This window comes from Comamonas sp. BIGb0124 (genome assembly GCF_003752175.1).
GTDB lineage: Bacteria > Pseudomonadota > Gammaproteobacteria > Burkholderiales > Burkholderiaceae_C > Comamonas_F.
The window spans coordinates 1,035,426-1,061,287 of the sequence record NZ_RJVF01000008.1 but is presented as its reverse complement, the minus strand read 5'-3'; the positions used below and the strand labels follow the sequence as shown (position 1 = coordinate 1,061,287).

The 25,862-nt window shown below is 60.7% G+C and carries 28 protein-coding genes and 1 tRNA gene; 13 read left to right on the top strand and 16 right to left on the bottom strand.

Going from position 1 to position 25,862, the window contains the following annotated elements; all coding sequences use genetic code 11:
* Positions 1-2,268, top strand: coding sequence for a bifunctional (p)ppGpp synthetase/guanosine-3',5'-bis(diphosphate) 3'-pyrophosphohydrolase (locus EC845_RS06005; protein WP_123296252.1), 2,268 nt, complete (start codon positions 1-3; stop codon positions 2,266-2,268).
* Positions 2,269-2,358: 90 nt separating this feature from the next.
* Positions 2,359-2,435, top strand: a tRNA-Val gene (locus tag EC845_RS06000).
* Positions 2,436-2,647: 212 nt separating this feature from the next.
* Here the strand turns inward: EC845_RS06000 and EC845_RS22325 are convergent.
* Positions 2,648-2,821 carry a hypothetical protein gene (locus EC845_RS22325; RefSeq protein WP_158615639.1) on the bottom strand — a complete coding sequence of 58 codons (174 nt, stop codon included), beginning with the start codon at positions 2,819-2,821 and terminating at the stop codon, positions 2,648-2,650.
* 454 nt (positions 2,822-3,275) lie between these two features.
* Here EC845_RS22325 and EC845_RS05995 point away from each other — a divergent pair, with 454 nt between their 5' ends.
* A complete protein-coding gene (locus EC845_RS05995) occupies positions 3,276-4,517 on the top strand; it encodes an MFS transporter (protein WP_199739733.1) in 1,242 nt (413 codons plus the stop codon).
* A 48-nt stretch (positions 4,518-4,565) separates the two neighbouring features.
* Here the strand turns inward: EC845_RS05995 and EC845_RS05990 are convergent, their stop codons facing one another.
* Positions 4,566-4,994 carry a VOC family protein gene (locus EC845_RS05990; RefSeq protein WP_123296251.1) on the bottom strand — a complete coding sequence of 143 codons (429 nt, stop codon included), beginning with the start codon at positions 4,992-4,994 and terminating at the stop codon, positions 4,566-4,568.
* A gap of 293 nt (positions 4,995-5,287) precedes the next feature.
* Here EC845_RS05990 and EC845_RS05985 point away from each other — a divergent pair, with 293 nt between their 5' ends.
* On the top strand, positions 5,288-5,923 hold the full coding sequence (locus EC845_RS05985) for a biliverdin-producing heme oxygenase (protein WP_123296250.1): 636 nt from the start codon (positions 5,288-5,290) through the stop codon (positions 5,921-5,923).
* Here the strand turns inward: EC845_RS05985 and EC845_RS05980 are convergent.
* The 3 genes from EC845_RS05980 to EC845_RS05970 all read right to left on the bottom strand — a co-directional run bounded on the left by EC845_RS05980 (position 5,910) and on the right by EC845_RS05970 (position 9,731).
* A complete protein-coding gene (locus EC845_RS05980) occupies positions 5,910-6,911 on the bottom strand; it encodes a tripartite tricarboxylate transporter substrate-binding protein (RefSeq protein WP_123296249.1) in 1,002 nt (333 codons plus the stop codon). The two genes, EC845_RS05985 and EC845_RS05980, sit on opposite strands and share 14 nt — an antisense overlap.
* 63 nt (positions 6,912-6,974) lie before the next feature.
* Entirely contained in the window at positions 6,975-8,348 is a 1,374-nt protein-coding gene (locus tag EC845_RS05975; RefSeq protein ID WP_123296248.1) for a cation:dicarboxylate symporter family transporter, read from the bottom strand.
* Positions 8,349-8,375: 27 nt separating this feature from the next.
* Positions 8,376-9,731: an adenylosuccinate lyase family protein gene (locus tag EC845_RS05970; RefSeq protein ID WP_123296247.1), complete on the bottom strand. Its 1,356-nt coding sequence runs from the start codon at positions 9,729-9,731 to the stop codon at positions 8,376-8,378.
* Between the two features lie 216 nt (positions 9,732-9,947).
* Between EC845_RS05970 and EC845_RS05965 the strand changes: the two genes are divergently transcribed.
* A complete protein-coding gene (locus EC845_RS05965; RefSeq protein WP_123296246.1) occupies positions 9,948-10,703 on the top strand; it encodes a GntR family transcriptional regulator in 756 nt (251 codons plus the stop codon).
* Positions 10,704-10,837: 134 nt separating this feature from the next.
* Here the strand turns inward: EC845_RS05965 and EC845_RS05960 are convergent, their stop codons facing one another.
* Entirely contained in the window at positions 10,838-11,041 is a 204-nt protein-coding gene (locus EC845_RS05960) for a hypothetical protein (protein ID WP_123296245.1), read from the bottom strand.
* A 94-nt stretch (positions 11,042-11,135) separates the two neighbouring features.
* Positions 11,136-11,318 carry a hypothetical protein gene (locus EC845_RS05955; protein WP_148077259.1) on the bottom strand — a complete coding sequence of 61 codons (183 nt, stop codon included), beginning with the start codon at positions 11,316-11,318 and terminating at the stop codon, positions 11,136-11,138.
* 523 nt (positions 11,319-11,841) lie between these two features.
* Here EC845_RS05955 and phaR point away from each other — a divergent pair.
* The 6 genes from phaR (at position 11,842) to EC845_RS05930 (ending at position 16,120) form a co-directional block, all read left to right on the top strand.
* The gene (phaR, locus tag EC845_RS05950; protein ID WP_123296243.1) at positions 11,842-12,387 is read left to right on the top strand and encodes a polyhydroxyalkanoate synthesis repressor PhaR; all 546 of its coding nucleotides are present in this window, start codon (positions 11,842-11,844) and stop codon (positions 12,385-12,387) included.
* Between the two features lie 200 nt (positions 12,388-12,587).
* Positions 12,588-13,124 (top strand): hypothetical protein, encoded by a 537-nt coding sequence (locus EC845_RS22100; RefSeq protein ID WP_148077258.1) that lies wholly within the window; start codon positions 12,588-12,590, stop codon positions 13,122-13,124.
* A 182-nt stretch (positions 13,125-13,306) separates the two neighbouring features.
* Positions 13,307-13,648: a DUF6572 domain-containing protein gene (locus tag EC845_RS05940; protein ID WP_199739732.1), complete on the top strand. Its 342-nt coding sequence runs from the start codon at positions 13,307-13,309 to the stop codon at positions 13,646-13,648.
* Between the two features lie 691 nt (positions 13,649-14,339).
* The gene (locus EC845_RS05935; protein ID WP_199739731.1) at positions 14,340-14,954 is read left to right on the top strand and encodes a DUF4326 domain-containing protein; all 615 of its coding nucleotides are present in this window, start codon (positions 14,340-14,342) and stop codon (positions 14,952-14,954) included.
* 26 nt (positions 14,955-14,980) lie between these two features.
* Complete coding sequence (locus tag EC845_RS22095) at positions 14,981-15,673, top strand: hypothetical protein (RefSeq protein WP_148077257.1); 693 nt, start codon at positions 14,981-14,983, stop codon at positions 15,671-15,673.
* Positions 15,674-15,679: 6 nt separating this feature from the next.
* Entirely contained in the window at positions 15,680-16,120 is a 441-nt protein-coding gene (locus EC845_RS05930; protein WP_123296240.1) for a DUF488 family protein, read from the top strand.
* A gap of 122 nt (positions 16,121-16,242) precedes the next feature.
* On the opposite strand, the gene EC845_RS05925 is transcribed toward EC845_RS05930, so the two are convergent.
* Positions 16,243-16,890 (bottom strand): SOS response-associated peptidase, encoded by a 648-nt coding sequence (locus EC845_RS05925; RefSeq protein WP_123296239.1) that lies wholly within the window; start codon positions 16,888-16,890, stop codon positions 16,243-16,245.
* A 169-nt stretch (positions 16,891-17,059) separates the two neighbouring features.
* On the opposite strand from EC845_RS05925, the gene EC845_RS05920 reads away from it, so the two are divergent.
* A complete protein-coding gene (locus EC845_RS05920; protein WP_199739730.1) occupies positions 17,060-17,488 on the top strand; it encodes a LexA family transcriptional regulator in 429 nt (142 codons plus the stop codon).
* On the top strand, positions 17,488-18,780 hold the full coding sequence (locus EC845_RS05915) for a Y-family DNA polymerase (protein WP_123296238.1): 1,293 nt from the start codon (positions 17,488-17,490) through the stop codon (positions 18,778-18,780). The genes EC845_RS05920 and EC845_RS05915 overlap by 1 nt, the downstream gene beginning before the upstream one ends.
* 48 nt (positions 18,781-18,828) lie before the next feature.
* On the opposite strand, the gene EC845_RS05910 is transcribed toward EC845_RS05915, so the two are convergent.
* The 8 genes from EC845_RS05910 to EC845_RS05885 all read right to left on the bottom strand — a co-directional run bounded on the left by EC845_RS05910 (position 18,829) and on the right by EC845_RS05885 (position 25,856).
* Positions 18,829-19,119 carry a hypothetical protein gene (locus EC845_RS05910; RefSeq protein WP_123296237.1) on the bottom strand — a complete coding sequence of 97 codons (291 nt, stop codon included), beginning with the start codon at positions 19,117-19,119 and terminating at the stop codon, positions 18,829-18,831.
* A 210-nt stretch (positions 19,120-19,329) separates the two neighbouring features.
* Entirely contained in the window at positions 19,330-19,893 is a 564-nt protein-coding gene (locus tag EC845_RS05905; RefSeq protein ID WP_123296236.1) for a glycoside hydrolase family protein, read from the bottom strand.
* Between the two features lie 2 nt (positions 19,894-19,895).
* The gene (locus tag EC845_RS22320; protein ID WP_158615638.1) at positions 19,896-20,438 is read right to left on the bottom strand and encodes an N-acetylmuramidase domain-containing protein; all 543 of its coding nucleotides are present in this window, start codon (positions 20,436-20,438) and stop codon (positions 19,896-19,898) included.
* 2 nt (positions 20,439-20,440) lie between these two features.
* Positions 20,441-20,986: a hypothetical protein gene (locus EC845_RS22315; RefSeq protein ID WP_158615637.1), complete on the bottom strand. Its 546-nt coding sequence runs from the start codon at positions 20,984-20,986 to the stop codon at positions 20,441-20,443.
* Positions 20,967-21,428, bottom strand: a complete 462-nt coding sequence (locus tag EC845_RS05895; RefSeq protein WP_123296234.1) for a hypothetical protein — start codon at positions 21,426-21,428, stop codon at positions 20,967-20,969. Before EC845_RS05895 ends, EC845_RS22315 begins: the two co-directional genes overlap by 20 nt.
* Positions 21,429-21,512: 84 nt before the next feature.
* Complete coding sequence (locus EC845_RS22090) at positions 21,513-22,895, bottom strand: PIN domain-containing protein (protein WP_148077256.1); 1,383 nt, start codon at positions 22,893-22,895, stop codon at positions 21,513-21,515.
* A gap of 130 nt (positions 22,896-23,025) precedes the next feature.
* Entirely contained in the window at positions 23,026-25,674 is a 2,649-nt protein-coding gene (locus EC845_RS05890; protein ID WP_123296233.1) for a hypothetical protein, read from the bottom strand.
* Positions 25,671-25,856 (bottom strand): hypothetical protein, encoded by a 186-nt coding sequence (locus EC845_RS05885; RefSeq protein ID WP_148077255.1) that lies wholly within the window; start codon positions 25,854-25,856, stop codon positions 25,671-25,673. Before EC845_RS05885 ends, EC845_RS05890 begins: the two co-directional genes overlap by 4 nt.
* Between the last annotated feature and the right edge of the window lie 6 nt (positions 25,857-25,862).

The window sequence follows — 25,862 nt, the reverse complement described above, 5'->3', positions numbered from 1 at the left end:
ATGTCCGTGCAAGAACTCAGTTCCGTGCCTCTCGCCGCTCCGCCCCCGACGCCGGTGCGTTCGGATGTCGCCTATCCGGTGAGTCCCATCGTGGCCGCTGCCTCCCAGGAATTCACCGCCAAGTCGGCGCTCGAGCAGAGCCAGTCGCTGTCGCGTGCACGCGCCTTTGCCGACCCCCTCATCGGGACCGAGGTGCTGTCGACGGGCGAGAACGCACTCGCCCATGCGGATGCGGTGGCGGCCATTCTCGGCCACATCGGCGGCTCGGATGCCATGCAGGCCGCTGCCTATCTGGTCTATACCTGCGATCATCTCAACAAGCCGGGCGAAGTCATCGGCAAGGCCTTTGGCCAGGACTACGCCCAGCTTGCGCTGGAAACCACCAAGCTGGTGCAGCTCCAGAAACAGGCCCGCCAGGCGCAGAGCCGTTCGCAGGCAGCCGGTCCGGCCGATGCCTCGCAGGCCGAGGCCGTGCGCCGCATGCTGCTGGCCTTCTCGCGCGACCTGCGTGTGGTGATGCTGCGACTGGCCTCTCGCCTTCAGACGCTCAGGTTCCACGCGGCTCAGAAACTCCAGCCTTCGCCGGCCATCGCGCGCGAATCGCTCGAGGTCTTCGCGCCGCTGGCGAACCGGCTGGGCATCTGGCAGATCAAGTGGGAGATGGAGGACCTGTCCTTCCGTTTCCTCGAGCCCGAAACCTACAAGGCGGTGGCCAAGCTGCTCGACGAGAAACGCGTCGAGCGCGAGGCCTACATCGAATCGCTGCGCCATCGCGTCGCCGACGGCCTGGCGGCGCTGGGCCTGAAGGCCGTCGTGCATGGCCGGCCCAAACACATCTACAGCATCGTGCGCAAGATGCGCGGCAAGTCGCTCGACTTCGACCAGGTGCTGGACATCCTCGCGCTGCGGGTGGTGGTGCCCGAAGTCGCGAACTGCTATACCGCGCTCGACTGGGTGCATCGGGAGTTCACGCCGTTGCCGAGCGAGTTCGACGACTACATCGCCCGGCCCAAGGTCAACGGCTACCAGTCGCTGCACACCGTGGTGCGCGACGCGGTGGGGCGCCCGGTCGAGATCCAGATCCGCACCCAGGCCATGCACGACCATGCCGAGCATGGCGTGGCCGCCCACTGGGCCTATAAAGAAGCCGGCTCCGCCGGCTATACCGGGGTTTCGGCCGACAGCGAGTACGACACCAAGATCGCCATCCTGCGCCAGCTGCTGGCCTGGGAACGCGACCTGTCGTCGGCCCGCATGGCGAGCCTGGGCGCCGACGGCCTGTTCGACGACCGCATCTACGTCTTCACGCCCGACGCCGCCATCATCGACCTGCCGAAGGGCGCGTCGCCGGTGGACTTCGCTTATGCATTGCACACCGACCTGGGCCACCGCTGCCGGGGCGCCAAGGTCGACGGCACGCTCGTCACGCTCAACACGCCGCTGCAGAACGGCCAGACCATCGAGGTCATCTCGACCAAGGAAGGCGGCCCGTCGCGCGACTGGCTCAACCCCGAACTGGGTTTCCTGACCAGCCCTCGGGCCAAGTCCAAGGTGCGTGCCTGGTTCAATGCCCAGGTCGCCCACGAGAACGTGGCCAAGGGGCGCGATGCGGTCGAGCGCCTGCTGCAGCGCGAAGGCAAGACCTCGACCCGACTCGAGGATCTGGCGGCCCAGTTGGGCTTCAAGACTGCGGACAGCCTGTTCGAGGTGGTGGGCAAGGACGAATACTCGCTGCGCAACATCGAGACCCTGCTGCGCCCGCAAGCCGACGACGCCGCCGACGAGGTGCTGCTGCGCAAACCCAAGGCCGACGACCAGAAGAGCGGTGTGCTGGTGGTGGGCATGGATTCGCTGCTGACCCAGCTCGCGCGTTGCTGCAAGCCGGCGCCGCCCGACGAGATCCGGGGTTTTGTCACACGGGGCAAGGGCGTGAGCATCCACCGCGGCAATTGCCCGAACTTCCGCGAACTGGTGTCGCGCAGTCCCGAGCGGGTGATCGACGTGCAGTGGGCCACCGGCAGTGCCAATCTTCCGGCCTTCTACCCGGTCGACATCGCGGTCGAGGCCGTCGACCGCCAGGGCCTGCTGCGCGACATCTCCGAAGTGTTCTCCAAAGAGAGCATGAACGTCATCGGTGTGCAGACCTCCACCGTCAAGGGCATCGCCTGGATGACCTTCACCGTCGAAGTCACGCATTCGGGCCGACTTGCCCATGTGCTGTCCGTCGTCGGACGCATCGCCGGCGTGCGCCATGCGCGCCGTCAGTGAACCGAAAACCAAGAAAAAATGAAAAAAGTGCAGTCGAGTCGAAAAGACGAAAAAAGCTTGCTACAATAGCGTTCTCGGACAAACAGAGACAGGCGCGTAGCTCAGCTGGTTAGAGCACCACCTTGACATGGTGGGGGTCGTTGGTTCGAGTCCAATCGCGCCTACCAATTTAACCCTCGGAAAAGACGTTGAAGTTCAACGCACTTCCGGGGGTTTCTGGTTTTTGGGTCGCCCTCGACGGGGGACGATCGGGGGATTTTCGACCCCGACTCTGTCCCGTTGCCTAGGCTTTTGCCCGCAGCGACCTTTCCCGTCCGCAATCCTTCAAGACGGCTTCTGAATCCGCCTGTCGGGCCACGGCTGCCGCACGGCACCCGTTCTACACCTCGTATTCGATAAAGAACCGTATGGCGGGGATCACGCTCTGCGCGCCCAAGGGCATGGGATCGTCGACCGATTCCGGGCGGGGCTCCACCTTGTAGCGTTGGAGCCCTGCCGCCTCTGCGAATGCGTGCGCCTGCTGCTCGGTTTCGAATGATTCCGGATGTTCCATGTTCGTGTCTCCTGTCGTTCCCCTGAGCATGCAGAAGCGGGGTCGGGGACGCAACCCGAAAAGCCGGGTGCGAGTCCACCGCCTTCAGGGAACCGGCATGAAGACCGACCTGTACATGACGATGCTGGCTTCGGCCCGGGTCAGCACCGTGTCGATCCGGTGCTCGTGAATGACCGCATCGGAGACAGCCCAAGCCGATGCCACCGGTCCGCTCAATGCCGACGCGTCGCTGCGCGGTCGTGCCGCTGTTCGTTCGGCTATGCCTTCTGCTACGACATCTGCGGTGCTCCCCGGAATGCCGTATTGACCTTGCGCGGCCGGTATTGATCGCCCGGTGAGCCCCCGGGGGCGGCGCCAGCAGAGGATCAGGGTTTGCCCTAGAATGCCGCTCCATGCCGTACCGCCGTGCCCCTCATTCCCGCCCTTCGGACGATTCGTCAGAGGGGCTGCGCGCATGACACCGGCTCCCTCCCTCGCCGAGCCGCCGCGCTTCCTGGCCAGTGCGCTGATGGGCCTGGCCCAGGTGGTGATCTGGGGCGGTTCGTTTTTCCTGCTCACGGTGCTGGCCGACCCCATCCATCGCGATACGGGCTGGTCGCTCACCTGGATCTACGGCGCGCTCACCGTGGGGGTGATGATCTCGGGTTTGCTGTCGCCGCGCGCCAGTGCCTACATTGCCCGCGGTCAGGGGCGGCATCTGCTGGTGGTCTCCGGCTGGATCGTGTCGGCCGGCCTGCTGATGCTGGCGGCGGCGCCCAACTTCGCCGTGTTCGTGATCGGCTGGGCCGTGATCGGCGTGGGCATGGCCGGGGGCCTGTACGACCCGCTGTTCGCCACGCTGGGCACGCAATACGGCCAGCGTGCACGGCCGGCCATCCAGTCGGTGACCCTGATCGGCGGTTTTGCCACCACCCTGACCTGGCCGGTACTGGCCTGGATGAACGATGCCATCGGCTGGCGCTACACCTGCGTGGCCTATGCCATCTTCCTTGCGCTGACCATCGGACCGATGTATTGGAAAGCGTTGCCGGCCGATGTCGCCGACAAGGCCGATCTGGCCGAGAAGGCCCGTGCGGGCTCGACGGCTGTGCCCGCCAAGGCCTCGGCCGCATCCGGGCTGTCGAGTGTGGACCCGAAGCTGTTCGCGCTGCTGTCGCTGGTGTTTTCGATCGCTGCGATTCTGATGACGGCCGTGTCGGTGCAGATCGTCGTGTTGCTGCAGGGCACCGGGCACAGCACGGCCTCGGCGATTGCCCTGAGCGCGTTGATCGGTCCGAGCATGGTGGCCGTGCGGGGCCTGAGCCTGGCGCTCAAGAACCTGCATGCGATCTGGCTGACGCTGTTCTCCACGGTGTTCGTGGCGCTGGGCCTGCTGGCCGTCAGCAGTGTGCCCGCCGCCGCCGCGCTGGGTCTTGTCTTCTACGGTATCGGCAACGGCTTGCGTGCGCTGGTCCGTGGCACGCTGCCGCTGGCCCTGGTGCCCGCATCGGCTTATGCCGAGGTCATGGGCCGTCTGGCGCGGTCGTCGCTGTTCTGCCAGGCGCTCACGCCGCTCGCCTGCGGCTTCGTGCTCACGCAGTGGGGGGCAGGTGCCACGCTGTGGCTGCTGGCCGTGCTGGCCGTGGCCAATGTGATGCTCTGCCTGGCCCTGCGCCGGATGGTGCGGCGGCTGCAGGCGACCACCGCCCCGGCCTGACGAACGGCCGGCCTTCGGCCACCGGCTGCGCATGCCGTGCGCGCTGGCCTAGAAAGTGACGTGGACCGACGGCGCGCTGCGTTTGGCCGGGCCGTGGTAGACCGCCTCGATGTTGTTTCCATCCGGATCGAGCACGAACGCCCCGAAATAGCCCGGATGGTAGGCGCGTGGGCCGGGCGCGCCGTTGTCCGTGCCGCCGTGTAGGATGGCGGCACGGTGGAAGGCCTGCACCATGGCTTCGTCACGCGCCTGAAAAGCCAGGTGATGGCGACCGGTCAGCTCGCCTAGCGCGGCTTCGCTCGAGGGGCTGCTGACGACGAGCTCGTCGGCCCAGAAGAATCCGTCGCCTTCGCCGCTGATCGGGATCTCCAGCACCTGCAGCACCGCTTCGTAGAAACGGCGGCTTGCGGCCAGGTCGCGCACCACCAGTTGCACATGGTCGATCAGTCGGCCTCGGTGAAGTTCGTTGGTTTCCATGGTCGTCTCGCGGGTCAGACAGGAGGAGGGTAGCCGGAATGCCCATCGCGGAAATGGGATCTTGTGAAACTGGGTAATCGAGACCCATTTTCAAGCAAAATCGTGCTTCGACGAAAGTCTCTGCATTTTCCGCGTGTTCAAACAACACGACCCAGAGCGACGCCGACTTTTCATGGATCTGGCGGGCCATCCGCAGCGCCGCATCGAGCGATCGGCGGTGCAGACGCTCACAGACGAGGTCGATTTCCGACACCGCTGCACGCCTGCAGCGCATTCCTGAGATCATGCGTTCTATGACGACGACGACCCCCATTCCCGACGTGCCGCCCGTTGCCACCGTGCAGGTTTCCCTCTCCCAGCGGCTGAAGGCCGAAACGGCCGGTCAGCACGATCGCATGGAGTCACTGATGGCCCGTGCCAAGGTGTTTGCCGGCCGGGATCACTATGCCCGCTTCACGGCGGCGCAGTACCTGTTTCAGCAGGATGTCGAATCGTTCTTCGACGATCCGTCGCTGCGCGATGCGGTGCCCGACCTGCAGGTGCGTGGACGGCTGCAGGCTGCACGCGACGATCTCGCCGATCTCGGGGCGACGGTGCCCGACGAGCCCACGGCCACCGCGAGCGTGCAGATGCCGGCTGCGCTGGGCTGGCTCTACGTGTCGGAGGGATCCACCCTGGGCGCAGCTTTCCTGCTCAAGGCGGCGCAGGAGCAACTGGGCCTGTCTGCCGGCTTCGGCGCACGCAACCTCGCGGCCTATCCCGAAGGCCGGGCGCGTGTCTGGAAGCGCTTCGTGGCCGCCCTCGATGCACAGCCGGCCGGCACGCACGATGCCGTCGTCGCCGGCGCGCATGCGGCCTACGATCGCTTCGGCGCGCTGCTGAAGGCCTCCTTCAAGCTGGATGGATCCCCGTCTTTCACTCGAGGGTGATGCCCGCATCCGCAATCACCTTCTGCCAGCGCACGCCCTCGTCGGCGGTGTGCTGCTTCAGGGCGGCGGGCGCATACGCCGCCGTGTCGAGCAGACGAATGCCCTGCGCCGCCATGCGCTGGGTCCACTCCTTGTCCTGCAGGGCCTTGAGATAGGCCTGGTGCAGGGCGGAGACGATGTTGGCGGGCGTGCCCTTGGGCGCATAGATGCCGTACCAGGTGGCGGCTTCGAAGCCCGGCACCACCTGCGCGCCCAGCGCCGGAACGCCGGGAAACTGCGGACTCGTCTCGCGCGAGGTGAGTCCCACGGCGCGGACACGCGGACCCAACTGCGGCAGGGCGGTGTTGGTCTGGTCGAACATGGCATCGACCTGGCCGCCCATGAGGTCGTTGAGCGCGGGGCCGGCGCCCTTGTAGGCAACCGAGGTGATGCGGATGCCTGCCTTGCTCGCGAACAACGCCGCGACCAGGTGCGAAGCCGATCCCACGCCCGCGTTGCTGAAGTTGAGTTGACCCGGATGGGCCTTGGCATGCGCCACCAGCGCGGCCGCATCCTTGAACGGGGACTGCGCCGAGACCATCAGTACCATGGGCGTGTCCGGGAAACGGAACACCGCCTCGAAGTCCTTGACCGGGTCGTAGCTCAGCTTCTTGTACAGGGCGGGCGCTGCGGCCATGTAGCCCATGTGGCCCACCAGGAAGGTGTAGCCGTCGGGCGCCGAACGTGCCGCCTTGGTCGACCCGATCGTACCGCCCGCGCCGGGCACGTTCTCGATCAGGATGGTCTGGCCCAGCTGCTTGCCCGTGCGGTCCGCGATGTCCCGGGCCATGGCATCGGTCGGACCGCCTGCGGCAAAAGGCACGATCCAGGTGACCGGCTTGGCGGGCCAGTGGGTCTGCTGTGCCTGACCCGTCGAGTGGACGGTCAGGGTTGCCGTGGCCAGGGTCAGCGCCGAGAAGGTACGCGTCAGGGTGCGGTGCAGTGTCATGTCTTGTCTCCGTCGATGGGTCTTTTGTGGGTTGCCTTTGTTGCCGGTCTGGCCTGGGTTTTTTCAGGTGCCGACCGGCGGGGTCCGCCGCAACGGAGCCGCCGGCAAGGGCGCTCCGTCGTCCAGTAGCGCATCGTCCTGTGCGGTGTCCGGATGACGTTCGGGATACAGGTGGCGTTCGGCGACTTGCGCGTCGAACGTGCCGGACCACTTGGCAACCACCACCGTGGCCACGCTGTTGCCGATGGTGTTGCAGGTCGAGATGGCCATCGACATGAAGCGGTAGACACCGAAGATGATGGCCAGCCCTTCCACGGGAAGAACGCCCGTCGAGGTGACGGTGGCCGCGAAGACCACGAACGATCCGCCCGACACCGTGGCTGCACCCTTCGAGGTCAGCAGCATCAGCAGCAGGATGCCGATCTGCGTTTCCAGCGACAGCGGCACGCCGTAGGCATGCGAGATGAACATCACGCCCATGGCCATGAAGATGGAGGTGCCGTCGAGATTGAAGGCATATCCCGTGGGCAGGACCAGGCCGACCGTCTGCTTGGCGCAGCCCAGGCGTTCGAGCTTGACCAGCAGACGGGGCAGCGCGCTTTCCGACGAAGCCGTGCCCAGAACGATGAAGATCTCGTCCTTGATGTAGCGCAGGAAACGCCAGATGCTGAAACCGGCCAGCCGGGCGATCAGGCCGAGGCCAAAGACGATGAACAGCGCGATCACGGCATAGAACACCAGCACCAGTTCAGCCAGGGCCAGCAGTACCGATGTTCCGTTGCTGCCGACCGAGTAGGCGACTGCGCCGAAGGTCCCCAGCGGGGCGAGTTTCATCACGAGATTGATGAAGGAGAACAGCACCTCGGAGATCTGATCCAGCCCTTCGTTGATGCGGCTGCGGCGTTCGGCCGGGATCGCCAGGATGCCGATCCCGACCATCACCGCCAGTACCACCACCTGCAGCAACTCGCCCTTGGCGAAAGCGCCGACGAAGTTGTCGGGCACGATGTGCAGCAGGAATTCGGAGAACCCGGGTGTCGCAGCGGCCTTGACGACCGGCGGCACCGCGCCTGTGGCCTGCGGCGACATGCCGCTGCCGATCTCGATCAGATTGCCCGCCACCAGTCCCAGCACGAGGGCCACGGTGGAGACCACTTCGAAATACACGAAGGCCCGCCACCCCACGCGCCCGGCGCTGCGTGCATCGCCGGCCGAGGCGATGCCATGCACGATGGTCAGGAAGACCAGGGGTGCCACGCCTGCCTTGATCAGGTGCAGGAACATGTCGCCCATCACCTTCATCTGCGAAGCGAACGAGGGGAAAGCGAAACCGACGGCGATGCCGAGTACCAGCGAGATCAGCACCTGGGTGCCCAGTCGCTTGTACCAGGGGTGCTTGGGCGGAGCCGTCAGCGTGGAGGTCGAGGATGCAGTCATGGTGTTCGATGTCTCCGGTTGGGTGTTTCAGCGGACGTCGCGCGAGTGCTGCAGGGCGACATCCACCATCTGCGGCGACAGGCCGAGGTAGTTGGCCGGATCCGTCATGCGGTCGATGGCGGCGCGGTCGAAGTGTTCGGTCACCGCGGGCAGGGCCGCCAGGGCCTCCGCAAGCGTCCCGCCCTGTTCGTTGACGGTGCGGCAGGCGTCGTAGACGATGTCGTGCGCCTGCTGGCGGCCGGTGTAGGGCGCCATGGCCATCATCACGGCCTCGGCCACGATCAGGCCCTTGCTGATGCCGAGGTTGTGGCGCATGCGAGCCTCGTCCACGATCAGTCCGCCCAGCGCGAACTTGGCCTGGTGCAGCGCACCCGAAGTCAGCACGAAGCTTTCGGGGATGGCGATCCACTCGGCGTGCCACGGGCCCGTCGCGCGTTCGAAGTCCTGCACCATGGCGTCGACCATGAGGCCGGCATGCTGGCGCACCGCCTTCGAGGCCGCGAGCATCAGCTCGCTGGAAATCGGATTGCGTTTCTGCGGCATGGTGCTCGACGCGCCGCGCCCCTTGACGAAGGGCTCGTAGACCTCGGCGAATTCGGTCGAGGCCATGATCATGATGTCCAGCGCGATCTTGCCGAGCGAACCGGTCACCAGTGCCAGCAGGTTGACCGCTTCTGCAAAACCGTCGCGGGCGACGTGCCAGGTCGTGGCCGGCACGCCCAGGCCCAGTTCCTCGGCCATGGCGGCCTGGACCTGCAATCCCTTGTCGCCCAGCGAAGCCAGCGTGCCGGCGGCACCCGCGAACTCGACCAGAGCCACGCGGGGGCGGAGCTCGGCGAGGCGCTGTTGGTGCCGATCGAACATCGCCAGCCAGATCGCCACCTTGTAGCCGAAGGTCACGGGCAGGGCCTGCTGCAGGTGGGTGCGGCCGGCCATCGGCGTGTCGCGGTGCTTGAGAGCCAGCGCAGCCAGGATGGCCCGCAGCTCGCGGATATCGCCGTCGATCGAATCCAGGGCGTCGCGCACCTGCAGTGCCACCGCCGTGTCCATGATGTCCTGGGTGGTCGCGCCCCAATGGACGTAGCGGCCGGCCTCGCCGCACATCCCGACCAACTGGTGCACGAGCGGCAGGATGGGGTAGCCCACGATGTCCGTCTCGTGGCGCATGTGGTCGAGGTCGATGCGCTCGAGCTTCGATTCGCGGGCAATCGTCTCTGCCGCATCGGCCGGAATCACGCCGACCCGGGCCTCGGCCTTGGCAAGCGCGACTTCCGCATCGATGTAGCGCTGGATCAGGGCAGTGTCGGAGAAAAGGGCACGCATCTTGGCGGTGCCGAAGGCGTCGCGGAACAGGATGGAGTCGACAACGGTGCTGGCGGACATGGAAAAACCTCGGGTAGCTGCAAACGGGGAGAAATGCCGTCGTGCCGGTATGACATCGACCGGTGGCATTTGATATGTACGAACATATATTCTTCAATATGTTCGTACTTATTGGGAACTAGGGTTTACCCATGGACCCCTCGCGAAGCCGTCCAAAAGCGAAGCAGGCCAGCCAGCGTTGCGAGGCTTGTGTTCTGTGCGATGCTTGCGGGCGTTATGTCCAAACCCCACTACATCCAACTCGCGCAGCAGCTCACGGAGAGCATTGCCGGCGGACGATTTCCCGTCGGTTCGCTGCTGCCGACCGAACTGCAGCTCTGCGAGCTGTACGGCACCAGCCGCCATACCGTGCGTGCAGCGCTCAACGAGCTGCAGCAGTTGGGCCTGGTGAACCGGCGCAAGAACGTGGGGACACGCGTGATGGCCGCGCAGGCCAACAACGGCTTCCAGCCGACCCTGGCGTCGCTCGAGGATCTGGTTCAGTTCGGCGAGGAACACATGCGGGTGGTGCAATCCATCGCGTCCGTGCACGCGTCTGCGGCGCTGGCCAAGGACTTGTCGTGCGAAACCGGTGCCGAGTGGCTGCGGATCTCCAGCCTGCGGCTGAGAGGGGGCGCGCGCACCTTGCCCATCGGCTGGACCGATGTCTATGTGGCACCCGAGTACGCGGAGATCGCGGAAGTGGTGAGGCAGCAGCCCGGTACCCTGATCGGTACGCTGATAGAGAGCCGTTACGGCCGGCGCATCGCGCACATCCGGCAGGAAATCTGCGCCTGCACGGTCGAGGACGCGGACATGGCCGCGGCATTGAAGTTGACGGTTGGGACGGCCGCTCTGAAGATCGTGCGCAGCTACCTGGACGCCGCCGGCAAGATGTTCGAGGTGTCGGTCACGGTCCACCCGGCAGAACGGTTTTCCGTGGTGCTGCAACTGACGAGGTCAGCGGCAGCCACGCCGGGCCGGAGTGCCTGAGCGCTGGGTGGTGTCGTTCGCCGTCACGTGACGTGGGCGCAAAACGGGCGCTCGCCTATCGGATCGACCGTTGCATGCGAGGCGGCCGCCCGAGCCCGTGACTTGGGAGGTCCGCCAGGCGGCAGGGCAGCGGATCAGCCCAGAGGCCACAGGGCCAGCAGCCTCGACAGCAGCCAGTAGGTCGAGGCCCCTGTCGCGATCAGACCGGCTACGCTGACGAAAGCGACGGCGGCCAGATCTGCCCGTGGCCAAGTGCGCTGCGTGTTACGCCAGTCGTTACGTTCCGTGTCGTGTTCCGCCACGACATCGATGTGTATGTTGTAGTCGAAATGTTTCATATTCCCCTCCAATTGCGGCCAAAACGGCCTTTTGGAGCGCTTTGCATGCGCTCACGGCAATGAAGGGGCAACTCTCGTGCCTGCGCGGCCGACTTTACATGCGCAGGGTGGCCAGCAGTTGGGCGCCGAGCGGCGTGAGGCGGTAGGCCCGGCCTCGCAGAAAGGCCGTGTCCGGCCCTGCACCGAAGGCGCGGCATGCGTAACCCCGGGCAATGACGTCGTCGAGGTCGGCTTTGGCCACATGCTGGCCGCGTCGGATCATTTGCAGGATGGACAAAAATTCTGTTTGAGGTGCGAGCATGCCGGTCTCCTGAGGCAGACCCCAAGCTTAGTGGCAGGTTCGCGTCGGTTTGATGACTGGACGTCGGACGGCGCCCCGCACGGCCGTCTTCCTGTGCCGCTGCCGCTCATGGGGGACGGTGCTGCGGCCCTTTGTCCTGCACGGCTTGTGGGAGCACGGCCCCCTGCGCGGAGCGGCCCGGGCCTGTGGCAACTGCCCGATGCAGACTACAGCCCCCTCGCGCCCGGCGACCTACCATCGTTATCTGCCATTCGAATAACGAAAAAAGGGAGGAATAACGATGAAACCGAAGAACAGAGGTTATGTGAGTCGCAAGGAAGCCTGGCTGGCCTATGTGCTGGTCATCGTGGCCTGCGTCGTCGGCGTGGTCGCCTGGTTGTGGTGATCGCAGTCCTCTGCCGAGGACTGTGCTTCGGGACCTTCAGGGTTAACCAGCCGAGCTGCATTGGACTTTACACTCTAGAATTCACACGGTCCGCAGCACAGCCAGGAGTATCGAGTGTCTGAATCCCGAAAGAAGAATCGCACAGCACCTGGCGAAGACGACGTCCGCAAGATCAAGAAGTATCCCAACAGACGCCTCTACGACACCGCGACTTCGAGCTACGTGACGCTCGCCGAGATCAAGCAGCTCGTGATCGACGTCCAGCCCTTCATCGTCCAGGATGCCAAGAGCGGCGAAGACATCACCCGCAGCATCCTGCTGCAGATCATTCTGGAAGAGGAAACGGGCGGCATGCCCATGTTCAGCGAACAGGCCCTGTCCAATCTGATCCGTTTCTACGGACACGCGATGCAGGGCTTCATGGGGCATTACCTCGAACGCAACGTGCAGTCCTTCATGGAACTGCAGAACAAGATGGCCGAGCAGGGCACCGGTTTCACCCCCGAGACCTGGGCCCAGTTCATGAACATGCAGGCGCCTCTCATGCAGGACATGATGAGCAGCTACATGGAGCAATCCAAATCGGTCTATCTGCAGATGCAGGACCAGTTGCACAAGCAGACCGAGCAGCTTCTGGGGGCTTTTGGCATCAAACGCTGACGGATTTGCACGGCCCTCTATCGCGAAGGGCCGGGTTTTGCGAAAATGGAGGGTTGATTTCGATAAAGACGACCACGCCCCATGACCACCGCAACCCTTGACGCAACCCCCATCGCACCCGCGACCGTGCCCAAAGTGGGCTTTGTCAGCCTGGGCTGCCCGAAGCGCACTGGATTTATACCGCCGACACTCGCCAGATCATGACGAACCCCGTTCCCATTCGTGAGTACGCGGAGGACTTTCGAAGCGACCAGCTTCCTGGACTCACGGTTGTCGGATTCGCTCAGGAATATGCGTCCGTTTCCTTGTTGACGCCCGGTACCGGTGTGATCGTCTTCGCGGCTGTAGAACATTCGGCCGGGCACTGGTTCGAGGTCTTTCCCATCCAGGCGTCAGTCCAGTCATCGCTTGCGGATGGAATCGTGTCTGAACCACTGCCGATGACGATCGCCTCTGCGCAGATGCTGTGGCGGGTCGAATGGATCGAGGAGGGTGCCACAGGGCCGACTCTCGGCTCCAATCCCAAAACACAGTATGCCGGCCGCGGGCCGGTGCCGATCAATGCAGTGTCCTCGGCACGAGTGATGGCTGGCGTTTTGATTCATGGTTCGCAGGGCGAGCGCTTGCTGGTTGCCTCTTCGAACGCCGCGCCGTTCAAGGTCGAAATCGCGATCTCGCCCGAAGAGGTCGATCAAATGCTCATCGGCTTCGAATCGATCGAAGCCGCTACAATCTAATGTTGCCTGTGGCTCTGTTCCACAGCGAGAAATTCAATGGAATCAACTACTTATCTCCCAACCTCCGCAGCCAAAGAGCCCACGATTGCGTTCGTAAGTCTTGGCTGCCCGTAAGACGCTCAATCTAAAGCTTGGATTTGAGGCCGCGGTTGGTCGCAACCGAACGTCCCACAAACATCTTAATGACCGTTGAAAACGCTGCGACCATTGACGCCGTAGGCACTGACAAGCAGACCGGTGAGGTTCGGCTCACCATCATCGACCACCTGCCTTGGGACACGGAACACCTCCGTCTCCTGCAGGACAAAATCAATGTGTATCTTGGCTTCATAGAGTCCGGTGAAATCTATGTGTCTTACCCGATCGCCAAGGGCCGCCCATTGGTCATCGATGTGTTCACTAGGTTCCGCCCAACCGTAGAGGCTGAACGCTTTCTGAGGCAGGCTGAGAGGGCCGCCATGAACTACGGTGCGTCTTTGCGTCAGGGGCCGTCTGTGGGTGGCTATGCTGAAGATTCTGCGTAGGTAGTGGTTAACTTGCTACAGTCGGCCACAAGCGTTCCCCTGACTTCAACCTCTATCAACAACATGAAACGTCGCGCTGGTAAGGCTGTCACTCTCCTATCAATGGTTGCGCCGTGGATCTTGTCGTAAGCGGCCGGCCCTCCCATCTTTAATGCCAGCAGAGGCTAAGGCATCGTGTCCACGATTTCATAAATGGACATCATGGCTAACGACTTAAGCACCCCCCGATCGTACCCGTCGCACTTACAGTGCCCAATTCAAGGCAGAGATCGTTGCCCAGTGTCGAAGTGCCTCTGCTTCGGTCGCCAGCATGGGCCTGCCCAATCGTAAGCTTATTTAAATTTGTAAAAGCCCTTGATAAGGGCTCTTTTTGCTTCTCCGTCTATCGACCCTTCCTCGCGTCAGCATGTGTGCGTTGATGACGCGGGATAGGTTCGGTAGAGCTTGTACTTGGTGAAAAAAAATTGCTAAACATTATTGTGAACCTTTGATGTAGCTTGGCGTTTGCTTTGCGCTTGGTGAGCTCCGCGCGGTTGACTCCGAGACCGCTGTCGGTACGAACGTAAGAACGAAATTCAGTTATATTTACTAGTAGTTTTTGGCGAAAGAGCAGCAATATTTTTCTACATGAAGATGTAGTACAAATGATCTATTCGTGTGAGATTTTGGCGTCGCTGAAATGAGGTTGAATGTGGAAGAAATTCGATTGCTGATAGCCGTTTCGGCATCAATTCGTGAAGTTCAGGTCTTTAAAGAAGTGGCAAAGATCAGCGCGTTTGATGGGGTTGTAGGTTATGTTGATAACCATCTTGTTTTGCGTGAGGTTGTGACATCGAAATGGCCAAATGCAGAAGCTGTGAAAGTTAAAAGCCGCGTTTCAGCCCGTAAGGCTATGGGTCAGTACACGCATCTGATATTGATTTGGGATGGAGAAGACCTGTCGCAGTTGTTATTTGAGGCTAGGCTGCAAAGGCGCAAGACTAAAGTGATTCCGGTTTCGGTTACTAGGGTTGTGAATAAAAAGCTAACAAATGATTTTGATGTCTATATCGGACGGGGGTCGCCGTGGGGAAACCCGTATGCAATAAGTCAAGGAGATGGTCCTGATCGTGAAGAGGTAATTGAGCGGTATCGCGGATTTTTTACTGAAAAAATACGAACGGACGAAGGTTTTAGAAGTGCTGTAATGGGGTTGAAAGGGCTTAAGTTGGCATGTTTTTGTAAGCCTCAGGCCTGTCATGGCGATGTGATAGCTGAATACTTGGATTCGTTGCCTTGTGAGGCCGAAGGCGATGAAGGTAATTAGTTGATCGGCCAGCTATTGGAGGGGAAATGATTAAGAAGACAATATTGTTGCTCGCGATTTCACGTAAACATAAGGAACGTTGTTTGGCAGGGCGTGAATATTTGGATGGCAGGTGGGGCGATTGGATTCGTCCCGTGAGTGCGCGTGAAGGGCAGGGTTTGAATTTTCAGGATACGCTAATTAAAGAGCCTGAATCTGAACTTATTTCAGAGCCCCTCGTACTTGATGTTGTGGAAGTGCCGCTGATAAGGCCAAATCCTCAGGCGTGTCAAACAGAAAATTGGTTAATTTCGTCCAGTAATTGGTGGGAACGGCTAGGTTCTTTGAACTGGGAAAAAGCTGCAGCTTTGGCGGAAAATCCCGATGCTCTTTGGGTGAACGGCTTTCACACTCAATTGGGTTTAAATGATGAAGTTCCTGTGAGATTTGATGATGTTATAACGTCATCTCTTTGCCTGGTTAGAGTAGCCGAAGTCACTGTTCAAGTAGTGATGCATTATTCTAAAAAGAAAGTTAGAGCGAATTTTTCTCACAATGGAGTGGGCTATAATTTATCCTTGACGGATAGTTATTGGGAAAACTACTATTTGCAACTTGATACTGGTTTTTATGACCTTGGGGAGTGTCTTTTGACGATTAGCTTAACTGAGCCTTTTCGTAAAAATGAGCAGCTGGAGTGTAGATATAAATTGGTTGCCGCAATGATTCTTGCTGAGTGAGGTGTTATGGATATATATACAATTGGATTTACGAAAAAGAGTGCGGAAAAATTTTTCTCACTTATTGCTAAATCTGGCGTCAAGCGTGTTGTAGATGTGCGTTTGAATAATGTCTCTCAGTTGGCCGGATTTGCTAAGCGTGATGATCTTGCATACTTTCTCGAGAAAATATGTGGTGTGAGTTACATTCATCAACCATTGCTTGCCCCAACTCAATCTATGCTGGATGAGTATAAGAAGAATGGTGGAAACTGGATTACTTATGAGTCTAGGTTTATAGATCTTATGGCTACAAGGCAAATTGAGAAAGAGATTCCACGCGAAGTGATTGACGATGGTTGTTTGTTGTGTAGTGAGGATAAGCCTCACCATTGTCATCGGCGCGTTGTGGCTGAATACTTCAAGAAGCATTGGTGTGAGGATGTAAAAATATCACATCTGGGTTAGCTCTAAGTTAAAAGTTGTTGTTGAAGTACTCCCCTTGTTATTTGTAGTGTGTAAGGGGATGCTTCGCTCATGGTAGTTGTCGACCTCTTTCTGTTCGTGGGGGTTTTAGTCGGTTTAGTACTTTACTTTTCGGGACTCGCGATTAAATTTCCTGCGGGGTATTGCCTCATAAAATCGGAGGACGCAGGTCCTGGCAATGAGTCAAGCCAAGCGTCGTACGAGCCCTCGCCCAAAATCACTACCATCCGCTTCTCATCATGCGGCTTGTGAAAGTTGCGCATGAGCTCGTGGTCATCGGCATTCACCGTCAGCATGGTGAAGCTGTGCACCCATTCGTCACCCAGCTTGCAAGAGGCCCATAGCCCCGCGATCCCCATGGGATGTCCATCGGCCCGCTGGATCCGCGTCGGCACGGCCTTGCCGCTTCGCCAGTCCGGCTCATAAATCCAGTCCGCCGGGATGATGCAGTGCTGCGCGCGGCGCCACGCATCGCGGAAGCTGGGTTTCTCGGCCACGGTCTCACTTCGGGCGTTATACGTCTGCCGCGAAATCTTGGTGTCTTTCGCCCAGTGCGGGATCAGCCCGAACACACCAGGCAGTGCCTCGTGTTGCGCCACAGCCTCATCACCGGCATCCGACTCGCGCGGCCGGCGGATGAACGACCCGACATAGCCGGGCCACAGATCAGGCCTTGTGCCGTTGGGCAGCACTGCTCCGAAAAATGAGCGGTAGCGCTGCACGTCGGTGACGGGTCGATAGTGAGAACACATAGTTACTGTATTTTTAACCAGTTCTGGCGCTTATACTGAGGTTTCATCCAGCATTCACAAGAGATGCAAATGAACAAGAACAACCCACCTCACACCGCCAGGCCTTGCATGACACCCGCTACGACCCGGCATAGGCGCATCGTACGGCACAGCCGATAGGGATCCCATCATGGAAATCGGCTACACCCCCGTCCAAGTCGACGTCTCGACTCTTCTTCCGCTACCGCTGTTCAGCGCCGTGCGCGCGGGATTTGCATCTCCAGCCGAGGACTACCTCCTTAAGCGCATCGACATCAACTCCGAGCTGGTCAAACACCCGCAGGCCACCTTCATGGTTCGCATCAAGGGCGACAGCATGAGGGAGTTCGGCATCTTCAACGACGACGTGGTCGTGGTCGACCGCGCCATCCGGCCCGGCCATGGTCACATCGTGATTGCCGTGATCGACGGCGAGTGCACTTGCAAGGAGCTCAGCACGTCGAATGGCATGCGCCTGCGCGCCGGCAACCCCGCCTTCCCGGACATCGTTCCGACCGACGGCCAGACCTTGGAGATCTGGGGCGTGGTCACTGCTACCATCAAGCAGTTCAAACGCTGATGTTCGCGCTCGTCGACGGCAACAACTTTTACTGCTCGTGCGAGCGAGTCTTTCAGCCGCGGCTGCAAGGCCGGCCGCTGGTCGTGCTGTCCAACAATGACGGCTGCGCCATCGCCAGGAGCAACGAGGCCAAGGACCTAGGAATCTCCATGGGCGCCCCGTATTTCAAAATCCGCCACCTCGAGCGCGAAGTGGGCCTGGTCGCGCTGTCGTCGAACTACCCGCTGTACGGTGACATGAGCAATCGCATGATGACGCTTGCGGCCGCGATGGGGCCGACGCAGGAGATCTACAGCATTGACGAGTCGTTCATTGGCCTGGACGGGGTGCCGGATCTCGCGCGACGTGGTCACGCAATACGCGATCGCATCCATCGCTGGATCGGCGTGCCCTGCGGTATCGGCATCGGCCGGACCAAGACCCTCGCCAAGCTGGCGAACCACATTGCGAAGACCGCCGATCGCAAGCCTGGGACATACCCAGCCGAGCTGGCGAAGGTCTGCAATCTGGCGGCGCTGCCGGCGCAGGATCTGGACGACGTGCTGGCAGCCACCGACCTCGGCGAAGTCTGGGGCATCGGCCGGCGCATCGGTGAGCAACTGCGCGCGGCCGGCCTGCACACTGTGCTGGACGTTGCCCGCATGGATCCAGTTGTGGCCCGCCGCCGCTGGAGCGTGGTGCTTGAGCGCACAGTGCGCGAGCTGCAAGGCCAAAGCTGCATCGCACTGGAGGATGCGCCGCCAGCGAAGAAAGAGATCGCCTGCACCCGGTCGTTTGGCCAGGTCATCACCGATCTCGACCCGCTGATCGAGGCGGTTACGGAACACGCCAGCCGGGCGGCGCAGAAGCTGCGGCAACAAGGCAGCGTCGCCGCGCAACTGCAGGTCTTCGCTCACACCAGTCCGCATCGAGACGACCCGCAATTCAGCAAAGCAACCATCGTGCCGCTGCGTCGCCCGACATCTGACACGGCGGCTCTTGTGCACGCGGCCTGCGCCGGAATGCGCTCGATCTATGAGCCTGGGTATCGCCTGATCAAGGCCGGCGTGATTCTGCTCGATCTAAGCCCGGTCGGCGTTGTGCAGCAGGAGCTCGACCTAGAGCCCGAGCCGCGTGATCGCTCGCGACTGATGGCGGCGCTTGATGCAGTCAATGACAAGTACGGCCGTGGCACGCTGAAGGTAGCCAGCGCGGGCACGGCCGGTGCGCGGCGGCAGATGACTATGAAGCAAAGCCGGCGCAGCGCTGACTACACAACGGACTGGGACGCCATCATGATCGCCAGCGCGTGAGTCACTCGCCAGTTGCCCTGGCTGCTCGATCGGCTTTGACTTGCCCTTTCAGCGCAGAGACTTCAGCGTCTCGGCGTTCGACCACCTCGACACCTCGTCCAACCACAGCTCGGAGCCGTCCAACGCTTCCGATGCCTCGCTCAACCATTCCGAGGAGCTGTCGGTTCTGATCCCGGAGATCTCCTGCGGCACGGGCGTCAACTGCTGACTGCGCCGAGGCAGTGGCGGCTGCTCGGAGATCGCGCTGCAGCCCGGCAATGCGATCAGCATCAGAATCGCGGCGAGCAGCGCCGGCAGCTTCGGACCTGGCCAGACCGAGCAGGTTTGTGGTGAATGCATGGGTGTTGTCCTGTTGCAGGCGGGAGTGAAGGGCTATGCCGACGGCGTTTGCGACGGCGTCCGCGTTTTGCTGGGCAGCGTGATCACGTTGAAGCTCAGCCAGCGACCGAGCAGTCACTGCAAGGCGCAAGGTCTGTGTGAGACCCCAACCGGTCAGGCCCGCGATGATCACCAGCACGACCCACCAGCGAGCAGACGTCAGCCACACCGTCATGCCAACGCTCCGCCGCAGTCGCAGTAGTGGGCGAGCAGTTCCTCGCCATCGGTTTGCACATTCGTCGGCTTTTCCGACGCGTAGATCTCGAGGAGGCTGACCAACTCATGCTCACGCTGCCCGTAACCAGCACCGGGCAGACTTGCCCAGATCGGTGCGGCCTTACGAATGGCATCGGAAATCTTGCCTGCTTGGATCAAGGGGAGGGCGCCGCATTCCTTGAGCAGCTTGATCGCGGCCAGATCCTGGGCTTCCGGAATGAATCGCCCTTTGAAGCCGTACACCTTCACGATCTGACGCCAGGTGCTGGAGAGGAACTGGTAGCGGCCGGCCGCAGAACTTTTGATTCCCAGCTTGGGCAAGCTAATGAGCTGGTTGGGGTGCCGGCTGTAGTCGTTGAATGTGAGCAACTTGCCGGGCAAGGATCCCACCAGCAGCTTGTAGCCGTTATCGGAGGCCGGATCCTTCAGCATCTTTTCGCCGATCTCTGACCAGGCGAGCGTGTCGAGGAAGGCAACAACGTTGTCGCCGCCGGCGGCGGCTGGGGTGATGACCGGCATGATCAGGCTTTCAAGTTGGTTTGGGTTAGGTGAAAAAACTTGCGCACGTTGCCCGTGCGAAGTGAGCCCAGCAGTGGAGGCTGAGCGAGGACGAAGGCGACAAAACAATCGAGCTGTGAGGCTTCGTCGCGGTGCATGGCATTGACGAAGGAGCTGATGCCCCGATGGCCGCACAGGGTGTGGTCTTTTCCTAAAAGCATGAAGCGGCCCCAACGGGTGGCTTTCAGCGCGTCAGCGGAGCTCAGGCTAGAGGCCAAGGCCAGCCGAGCATGCTCACCGTCATTGCGTTCGTCCAAGGTCTTGCCACGCGCATAGTGGCGATCAGCTGGCGGCAGATGACTGACGCTCGGGTGGCTGTCATCGAAGAATGCCCCGGACAGCTCACTGAAGACATCGCCCTCGAGGCGAACAAGAGGTCGACCGGCCACATCGAAGCCGGTGAGACCGGCTTTGATCCCACACACATCCTCCAGTCGCTCGAGCGTGCAGCCGAGGCGAGCGGCAGCACGGTTCAGATTCGAGGTGCTCAGCGGGGGTTTGGACACGATCAGCCCCCACGGGCGGTTCCCGCCGGCGGCGGAAACTTGCCCGTCATGTAGCGCTCGGCCATGAACTCGAGGAACTTGGCGCCTGAGAAGCTGGCTAGGACCACGCCGATCAGGCTGGTCCACACATCCATCTGTGCGGTCTGAGCAGTCATGAACGCAACCGTGCCGGCGCACCAACCTCCGGCCATGTGCCAGGCGCACAGGATGGCCATGTGGGGCAGGGTCCGATGCTGTGCCTGGCTCAGTTCGCGATCGAGGCGGATGAGCAAAGCGGTCGCCGCCGACAGGCTCGATAGCAGGATGGCCAAGGCAACCAACACCAGGGAAACATTGAGAGGGGACTCGAGGGCCTGCTTGAGGTCGGGGCTGGCCCATGCCAGCGATGGAATGGCCGTCAGGCCGCCCAGCAAGAACCACGGCCCCCACAGCAGACCGACAACGAACCACACAGCTGTACGCACTTTTGGGGCTGTCAATTGCTCGCTGGGCGATGTCTGCATGCGGGCCTTGATCACACGCACCAGGTCAATGAACTTCGACGGCATTGGCTTTCTCCTCGTTGGATTGAATGAGTCGGCCTTGATGCCGAAGATAGAAATCGGTGATCGCGAGGTGAGCAGCGCCAAACCCGGGTACCAACCAGACCAGCAGAACGCTGGTGGTTCCATTGGCAATGACGATCACCGCGCATAGGCTGATCAGGCCCATGGACAGAGCCATGTAAACCAGGTAACGGCGGTTTTTGAGCGGACCAAGGGAGATCCGATCAGGCAAGACGTCATTGATCAGGATGTCGACGGCGGCCAGGGCGGTGACGACGATGAGCAATCCCACCCAGAACCAGCCATGGCGGCCGGTAGAGCCAATGATCTGGTGGAGGATGGAGGCAGGCTCGCCGACCGTTACCGCGAGCATGGAGGCAACGAGAGTCACAAGCTGCATGCGGGCGTGCCAATATCGGGGGTGGAGAAGGCTGGACCAGGACATGACTGCCAGTCTCTAAAAAAAACAGTCCGGTTTCATGGGAAGAAACCGGACTGATTGAGCTCAGTTAGCGAATTAGTTGACGTCCTACTCGTGGTGAGGAGCAGATGTCGTACCTATGAATTCAAAAGGGTCAGTTGCCGCGCCCCAGATAACACCGTCTAGATGATAGCGGCGTTGTATGTCGGCTGCGTCCATTTTCATCTCTTCAGTCGCAAGATTTTTTATATAGTATGCCGTGGGTGTAGGGAAAACAATTACTAGGCGAAACTCTTTGATTACCCCGGATGCCTTTAGATTTGCCCCTTTTGTGCTGGCTACAGCGATTTCTGGGTGTAAGTTGAGACGGTTGGATGTATTCGCATAAACTACTGCAAAGCCATTTTTATGTCCCTTTTGGGGTTGAGTTGCTATGAGGATTTGATACTCAATACTGAACGTGACGTCAGGATAAAATTGCAGCATCCATGATTTGAATAATCTGATGTAATCATTGAATTTGGCTGCTTGGTCACTCCATAGGTGAGATTCTGAATCTTTGGCTTCTGTTTGTTCAACTTGTTGGAGCTTGTCAATGGTTGGCTGAGATATCTCAGCGCCGGTTAGTTCTTTGGCATGTTTGGCAAATTCGGGTGCTGAATACATCCAGAAGTGATCGATGCCGCCTTTCGTATTTGCTTCGTAAATGAGCTCCTGATGTGGGCCGAGTGTCCTGCCATACTCGATTTGCCACCAATCCGCTTTCTTGTCCGAAGTGACCAAGATAACGTGCTTTTTCTTATTATCTATCGTATAGTTTAATATTTGATTCCAAAGAATCAAATCGCCAAACATTCTTCGATATAAAACGCCATTGGCCCAGAAATGAGATGTTTTTGGATTTTTGTCCTTATCGGAATCTTGAAAGCCTGGAGGTATTAGATTCTTGTAGCGATCCTCCCCGTTTTGTACTAATCTATCAAGATCTTTTTGGCTTGTTGGGGCAGGGCCTGTTTTACCGTTGTAAAGCTGTACCAATCGATCTCTTGTTGGGTCGTCTTGTGATATTTGAGGTTCAGTATCTTGTATGGATTTTACAGCAGCTTTTAGTTCGTTAATGGCTGAGCTTAACTTGCCGAGTGTGTCCTGAATCTCGATGCTGGAACTGCGATGTTCCAGTTTAAACTGTTCAACTGCAGATTGAATTTCCTTGGAGGACTTTTCAATTGTGTTTGCAATTTCCTTGCTTGATTTTTGAACTCCTTCAATCACAGTGATGCGGCGGCGATGAAATTCTAGCGCCACTTGATGTGGAATCCATAATCTATCTTTAAGACCTTCTAAAGCTTTAAATATCTCTTCCTGCTGCGATTGGGGTAGGCGGTAGAGGTCCAGTAGAACATTGGTGTCGAGTATTACGGTCGCATTTTTCCAGAGAAGTGAAAATTCCTCCTGTGTAGGTTGGTAATAGTGCTTGAATCCGTCTTTCATAAGGCCCCCTCTAGTTCTTGGTCAGATTTGTAACGCTGTAATTGTACTCGGTTTGTGGTATTGATGTGAATGAATCGAGAGCTGCAAAATACTGGTGAGTGTGTATACGTTTTGGTTAATTGAAAAATACTCACTTGGGGATGTACTGTAATAGTAGAAGAGAGTTCGGATAGAGCCGACCCGCTGAAACCACGCCGTTTACGTAGATCGCGCTGCCGGCCCCGACGTTGAAGTCGTACTCACTGCCGACCAGTTCGACTTCATCCATGTAGATGACCGAGCCCGTGCCGGCCACCACGCTGATGCCCGTGCTCCCGGTGCCGCGGCTGTAGCCGATCTTTCCGCCCAGGATCCACCGGCGCGAGTTGTCAATGTCGTGCACCACCCGGTTCTGGCCGTGGAGGTAGATAGGCATGATCGAGATGACGGTGCCCGCTTCGTGGCTGGTGGAGGCGTTGTTGTTGCCCAGCGTGTTGTGGCCGGCGTAATAGCTTTCGCATTCGATCTCGATGGCCGTGATCGAAGCCGTCGACGTGCCGTTGAGCGCATGCCAGTTCAGGTTGTCGGCCAAAGACTCCGCCAGCTTCATGCGGTAGCAGTAAGCGCGGATGTGGCCACGGCCTGTGATGGCATTGCCATCGGCGCTGCCGCCGCCATACAGCAGCGCGCCGTTGCCCAGATAGGCCACCTGCAGATCCGTTTCCACGGTGTTGTGCAGATAGAGCGGCCGCGCCCCGCCCTCAAACACCACGCCGTCGGTCCAAAGGACACCCGCTGACGCGCTGTAGTAGCCATTGATGATGTCGTCGTACACCACGATGTCCTCATCGGGCACACGTCCATCCGCGGTGCTCACGTAAAGCGTGTTGGTGGCCTTGAAATAGCTCCCGGCCACCGTCTCTACGTCATCCAAGGCGGCCACCAGCATCTGATGCGTGGCGTAGCCCACCGTGTCGGGCCGCTTGCGGTCGACCACCGCGCCGATGCTCGAGACCGTCGCCTGGTAGGTCCGCGTCTTGGCGGGCACCAGGGTCCAGGTGAGCGCAGCCGTCTTCTGGCAGGCCGTGGTGACCAGACCCCCGTTCTTGGATCGAATGACCAGGTTGCCGGTCATGATCGCCCCCCGACAGCCCAGCACGCCGTTGTAGCGGCCCGCGCCATCGCCCCCTGTCTCGCTGACGATCACCTCGACATTGCCGGTCCGCCCCTGGATGGCCTTGTACAGGCTCGCGAAAGATGTGCCTTCGGCGGCCCCGTTGTTGGCGTCTGAGGCGCCCGGAAAGCCCACGTAGTAGGTCGTGCCGGTCCCCGCCGGAAACGGCCGGCGCGACTCGTGGTCGTAGTCCGTGAAAAAGATCCCCCGCTCGAAGCGGTAGATGTTGAAGTCGGGCACCCATCGGTCCCAGCCCGGCGGCGGCGGCCGGCGCATGAAGCCGAGCAGCCGATCCATCGCTGCTCTGTTCTGGCCAGACATCTGCAGCGCGGTAGCCGACTCGGTTTTGGCGGCAACCGCAGTGGCGTCGACTTCGTCGATGCGGTCCTTCGCCATCTTTGTATAGCCCTCGGTCCACAGCGAAGTGAACAGCGCGGTGCCGTTGCCGCGCACCGCGATCGCGACCCGGCCCGCCGGCACCTCGGCAGCGGCCAAGGCGACGGAATGCAGGACCCCGTCAGGACTGATGACCAGTAGCGTGCCCGAGCCATCGGGCTTGACGTCCAACTGGAGCCCACCGGACTGTCCTGCAGCCCACGCACGGGCAGCCTGGCCGGCACCCGTCGACGGCCCCATCAGGTTGGTGAAGGTGCCGTCGTTGTTGTACCGCGCCACGATCCCGGTGTTGAGGTACAGGTACATGCGACGCGCGGCGCCGGAGCCCACTGCCAGGCCACAGGCAAACGAGATCGATGGCGCACTAGGCAGCGCCTCTGCCGTGAAGGCGATGCGGTACCGATCAACGCCACCGGACCGTTGGCAGTCGGTCGACATCATCCAGATTCGGGTGTTCGCCGGCGTCACCACGCGCATGCCGTTGGCCGTGCCGACGTACGTCGCCAGGGTCGGGTTGCCACTGGCTCCGAGGTAATCGAGCGCCATGCGGCTGACATCGGTCAGCGCGTTGAGCTCACCCGTCCGCGCAGCTGCTCCGGCCGCTACGCCACTGAGGCTGCGCACGGACTCGAACACGGACTTGAGGGGCTGTTCAACCCCTTGCGCCACCGCCGCTCCAGACACCTTGCGCCACAAGCCCAGGTAGCCCGCTGTGGCACCGTCCGGGGACCAGAAGTAACCGCCCTCGGCCACCACGGCCAGGCCTTCCGACCGAAAGGTGTAGGTGCCTGCCGAGGCGGCCGCCACATTCGTCTGCTCGAGCACGCCCTCCGCCGCAACACTTGCCGCCTGGGCGGCCGCCACCTTGCCGTCGATGGACTCGGTGGCGGTGGCCACGACGCCTTCAGCCGCTGTTTTGGCATCGGCCACGACATTGGACAGGTCCTGATCCAGGCCGTCCATCATGGTCGAGGCCCGATCGGCCAGCGCTTTGGTGCGGCCAGGAACGGGAATGATCAAGTACCGCTGTTCTGCAACGGTCGGCCCCGCATAGGCCGGAAAAATCTCCATCGACGTGTTGGAGGCCCGCTCGACGATTTCGTAGGTCGTGCCATCGGGCCCACGCAGTCCGTCGCCCAGCAGGACGTTGTCCACCCAGGCCGTGCCAATGCCTTGTACGGTCGTGCTGCCTTGGGCCACACTGATCAATCCAGCCTTGTACCAGGTCATTGCAGGACCTCGCCGGACAGGGTGTTGACCCACAGGGCATTGGGAACGTCATAGGTCCAGCCGTCCAGCGCGGGCGGCTGACCCTCGACATACAGCGCCCCACTGGGCATGTTCTGCCACACGGCAGACAGCGGCCCGTGCCAGATCGAGAGGATCCGGCCATCCGGGTCAATGAACGTCACGTTGGT

Coding starts and splice junctions, on each gene's coding strand:
- EC845_RS06005 (WP_123296252.1), top strand. CDS start 1: ATGTCCGTGCAAGAACTCAGTTCCGTGCCTCTCGCCGCTCCGCCCCCG.
- EC845_RS22325 (WP_158615639.1), bottom strand. CDS start 2,821: ATGGAACATCCGGAATCATTCGAAACCGAGCAGCAGGCGCACGCATTC.
- EC845_RS05995 (WP_199739733.1), top strand. CDS start 3,276: ATGACACCGGCTCCCTCCCTCGCCGAGCCGCCGCGCTTCCTGGCCAGT.
- EC845_RS05990 (WP_123296251.1), bottom strand. CDS start 4,994: ATGGAAACCAACGAACTTCACCGAGGCCGACTGATCGACCATGTGCAA.
- EC845_RS05985 (WP_123296250.1), top strand. CDS start 5,288: ATGACGACGACGACCCCCATTCCCGACGTGCCGCCCGTTGCCACCGTG.
- EC845_RS05980 (WP_123296249.1), bottom strand. CDS start 6,911: ATGACACTGCACCGCACCCTGACGCGTACCTTCTCGGCGCTGACCCTG.
- EC845_RS05975 (WP_123296248.1), bottom strand. CDS start 8,348: ATGACTGCATCCTCGACCTCCACGCTGACGGCTCCGCCCAAGCACCCC.
- EC845_RS05970 (WP_123296247.1), bottom strand. CDS start 9,731: ATGTCCGCCAGCACCGTTGTCGACTCCATCCTGTTCCGCGACGCCTTC.
- EC845_RS05965 (WP_123296246.1), top strand. CDS start 9,948: ATGTCCAAACCCCACTACATCCAACTCGCGCAGCAGCTCACGGAGAGC.
- EC845_RS05960 (WP_123296245.1), bottom strand. CDS start 11,041: ATGAAACATTTCGACTACAACATACACATCGATGTCGTGGCGGAACAC.
- EC845_RS22100 (WP_148077258.1), top strand. CDS start 12,588: ATGACGAACCCCGTTCCCATTCGTGAGTACGCGGAGGACTTTCGAAGC.
- EC845_RS05940 (WP_199739732.1), top strand. CDS start 13,307: ATGACCGTTGAAAACGCTGCGACCATTGACGCCGTAGGCACTGACAAG.
- EC845_RS22095 (WP_148077257.1), top strand. CDS start 14,981: ATGATTAAGAAGACAATATTGTTGCTCGCGATTTCACGTAAACATAAG.
- EC845_RS05930 (WP_123296240.1), top strand. CDS start 15,680: ATGGATATATATACAATTGGATTTACGAAAAAGAGTGCGGAAAAATTT.
- EC845_RS05925 (WP_123296239.1), bottom strand. CDS start 16,890: ATGTGTTCTCACTATCGACCCGTCACCGACGTGCAGCGCTACCGCTCA.
- EC845_RS05920 (WP_199739730.1), top strand. CDS start 17,060: ATGGAAATCGGCTACACCCCCGTCCAAGTCGACGTCTCGACTCTTCTT.
- EC845_RS05915 (WP_123296238.1), top strand. CDS start 17,488: ATGTTCGCGCTCGTCGACGGCAACAACTTTTACTGCTCGTGCGAGCGA.
- EC845_RS05910 (WP_123296237.1), bottom strand. CDS start 19,119: ATGCATTCACCACAAACCTGCTCGGTCTGGCCAGGTCCGAAGCTGCCG.
- EC845_RS05905 (WP_123296236.1), bottom strand. CDS start 19,893: ATGCCGGTCATCACCCCAGCCGCCGCCGGCGGCGACAACGTTGTTGCC.
- EC845_RS22315 (WP_158615637.1), bottom strand. CDS start 20,986: ATGCCGTCGAAGTTCATTGACCTGGTGCGTGTGATCAAGGCCCGCATG.
- EC845_RS05895 (WP_123296234.1), bottom strand. CDS start 21,428: ATGTCCTGGTCCAGCCTTCTCCACCCCCGATATTGGCACGCCCGCATG.
- EC845_RS22090 (WP_148077256.1), bottom strand. CDS start 22,895: ATGAAAGACGGATTCAAGCACTATTACCAACCTACACAGGAGGAATTT.
- EC845_RS05890 (WP_123296233.1), bottom strand. CDS start 25,674: ATGACCTGGTACAAGGCTGGATTGATCAGTGTGGCCCAAGGCAGCACG.